The 2,842-nt window shown below is 75.2% G+C and carries 4 protein-coding genes and 1 pseudogene; all 5 read right to left on the bottom strand.

The annotated features are described in order from the left end of the window. Positions 1-94: 94 nt before the first annotated feature. Positions 95-1,438: a hypothetical protein gene (locus HW578_RS25015; protein WP_369407975.1), complete on the bottom strand. Its 1,344-nt coding sequence runs from the start codon at positions 1,436-1,438 to the stop codon at positions 95-97. After that, positions 1,435-1,806 (bottom strand): VOC family protein, encoded by a 372-nt coding sequence (locus tag HW578_RS25010; RefSeq protein ID WP_198373409.1) that lies wholly within the window; start codon positions 1,804-1,806, stop codon positions 1,435-1,437. Before HW578_RS25010 ends, HW578_RS25015 begins: the two co-directional genes overlap by 4 nt. Further along, a complete protein-coding gene (locus HW578_RS25005; protein WP_198373408.1) occupies positions 1,803-2,255 on the bottom strand; it encodes a molybdenum cofactor biosynthesis protein MoaE in 453 nt (150 codons plus the stop codon). Before HW578_RS25005 ends, HW578_RS25010 begins: the two co-directional genes overlap by 4 nt. A 1-nt stretch (position 2,256) precedes the next feature. Continuing rightward, a complete protein-coding gene (gene moaD / locus HW578_RS25000) occupies positions 2,257-2,508 on the bottom strand; it encodes a molybdopterin converting factor subunit 1 (protein ID WP_198373407.1) in 252 nt (83 codons plus the stop codon). A gap of 5 nt (positions 2,509-2,513) precedes the next feature. Then, a pseudogene (locus HW578_RS24995) lies at positions 2,514-2,842 on the bottom strand (hypothetical protein); the annotation flags it as partial.

Genomic DNA, 2,842 nt, shown 5'->3' with positions numbered 1-2,842 from the left:
CGCGACAGGTCCGCAAGGCTGGGCGGCAGGCCCGTATCGCCGGCCACCGGGGGCCTGCCCGCCGTCGCCGGGCGCGGCCCGCTGTCATCATCGATCATCGGCGGGCGTCCCGTACCGGCGCCACGGCCCGCCGCGGCAACAGCAGCAGCAGCGCGCCGACCGGCAGCAGCCAGGCGATGCGCGCCTGGTAGCGCGGGAATACGCCCGACAGCCCGCCCGTCGCCGCCGCATTGGCCACCACGCCCACCAGGATCGCCGCCAGCAATCCCAGCCGCACCGCGTCGCGCGCGCGCCAGGCGCGCCAACCGGCCAACGCCAGCAGCGGCAGCGCGGCCAGCAGCACCGCTGGGTAGATCGGCGCCAGCGGTGCCACCGCTGTGCGCAACTCGCCGCGCGCCTGCAGCGCGGCATCGAAGGCCGCGGCCTCGCGCGCGGGGAATCCCTCCGCGATGCGCGGGCGCAACGCGGCCGCGAGGTTCTCCGGCCCCAGCGTATCGCCGATCCCGGCGGTGAGAAGTTGCATGACCGTATTGTGCAGCACCGCCCGCACCACGGCGATAGGATGAGCGCGCAGCGTCTCCGCCACGATCTCCCCCGCCTCCGCCGAGAGCAGCGCGCCGCCGAGGAAGCGCGGCGTGCCGTCAGGCGCAAGGTTCACCGGGCTCGCGGCATCCCACAGGAAGTCGTTGGCATCCATCGGCAGCCGATCGGCGAAGGCGCAGAGATACCAGCCGGCGGCGGGGCAGCGCGCGCGGATCACCTCGGCCGCCGGGCCATCCGCCTGCAGCCGCGCCAGAAGGAAGGTCGCGCCGTGCGGCGACAGCGCCGCGCGCCCGTGCCCCGCCGCGTTGGTCGCGAGCAGCAGCGCCACCGCCAGCGCCAGCGGCGCCCCCGCCAGCAGCGCGCCGCGCCAGCGCAGCCCCAGCAGCTGCAGCAGCACAAGCGCGAGCGCGAGGGGCACATGCGACAGATGCGCCGCGATGCCGACCGCACTCAGCCCCACCTGCCAGGCTGCCTCCCCGCGCGAGAGCCGATCCCACGCGAAGCCGAGCAGTGCCAGCGCCAGCACCACGGGGGCGGCGAAGACATCGGGCATCAGCAGCGCCACGGTGAAGGGTGCCGTGGTCAGCGCAGCCGCCACCGCGCAGGCCAGCATGTGCGCCCCCGGCGTGGCGCTGCCGCGCACCACCCGCTGCACCAGCCACAGCAGGTGCGAGACCACCACCGCCTGCGCCGCCAGCGGCAGCCACAGCGTCACGCGCCAGTGGAACAGGTGCAGCAGCGGGCCGTAGACCCACGACTTGTCCCACAGCATCAGCGGGCCGAGCGTCTGGTGCAGGAAGCCGCCGGTGTCGCTGAACACCAGCGGGTAGCCGTTCAGCAGGGCCGGCCAGGCCAGCAGCACGGCGCCGGCCAGGACTGGCAGCGCCGCCCTCACCCCGCCGCCGCCAGCACCAGCACGTTGCCCTCGGGGTCGGCCACCTGCATCTCGGTGCCGCCGCCGGGGCGCGCGGCGGGCGCGTCCAGCACCGCGACATGCGCCATCAGCAGCCGGCGGTGCCAGCGTTCCACCTCGTCGCGTGAGGGCAGGCGGAAGGTCAGCATGACGCCGGGCGTGCCCTCGCGCGGGAACAGCGCGTCGCCACGCGCGCGCAGCACCAGGGACAGCGCGCCCAGGTCGAAGCGCACCAGCCCCGCGCGCGCCTCGATCGGCGGGCGCTCGAGGATGCGTTCGTAGAAGGCGCGCTGGCGGATCACGTCGCGGCAGGGGATCACCACCGCATCCAGGCTGAGGGTTGGCGTCACGCCTTCGCCCAGCGCGCGGCGGCGGCGTCGTCCTCGGCGCGCGCCTCCACCCAGCGATGCGACCCGGCGGCGAATTCCTCGCGCTTCCAGAATGGCGCCCTGGTCTTCAGCCAGTCGATCAGGAAGGCGCAGGCCTCGAGCGCGGCGGCGCGATGCGCGGAGGCGGTCAGCACCAGCACGATCCCTTCACCCGGAAGGATGCGCCCGACACGGTGGATCACGGTGCAGCCGGTCAGCGGCCAGCGTGCCTCGGCTTCCTCTGCGATGCGCGCGATCGCGCGCTCGGTCATGCCGGGATAATGCTCCAGCACCAGGGCCGCGAGCCCGTCATCGGCGCGGCATACGCCCAGGAACGACCCGACGCCGCCTACATCGGTCCGTCCCGCGGTCAGCGCCGCGGTCTCGGCGGCGATGTCGAAGGGGGCGTCCTGCACCAGGACCCGGGCCATGTCAGCCGCCGGTGACGGGGGGGAAGAAGGCGACCTCGTCATTCGCCGCGACAGGATGGTCGGGGGTGGCGAAATCCTGGTTCACCGCGGCGCGCAGCTGCCTGGGGTCGGCGAAGGCGGCGGCGTGGCCGGGCGTACGGGCGGCCAGCCAGGCCACCAGCCCGGCCACGTCGCGCACCTCGGCCGGGGGGGCGACCACTTCCTCCGCCACGCCCACCTTCTGCCGCACCCAGGCGAAATACAGCACGCGCATGGCGGTCAGCGCGGCGTCGGCACGGTGGTGACGCGCCCGCCCGGCTGGATGATGGTGGTGTTGCCGCCATCCTGGATGGCGATGCCGCCGGCCGGGTTGCCCGGCTGGGTGTAGGTCTGGATGCGCCCGGTGCCCGAGACCACGCCCGGCGGTTCGCCCGGCACGGTCACCACGCGCGCGGCGCCGGAGGGTGGCGTCGGCGCGGTGACCGGGGGCAGGGGCTCCGAAATCCGCGCGCGTTCCGCCGGCGGCTGCGGCGCCAGGACCGAGGGCGGTGTGGAACTGCCCGGGCGCGGGCGCGGCGGCGGGGCTGCCGGCGGGGTACCGGCCGGCG

It is taken from the genome of Roseomonas rosulenta, assembly GCF_016106005.1.
Taxonomy (GTDB): domain Bacteria; phylum Pseudomonadota; class Alphaproteobacteria; order Acetobacterales; family Acetobacteraceae; genus Neoroseomonas; species Neoroseomonas rosulenta.
This window is presented reverse-complemented; position numbering and strand designations above follow the sequence as displayed.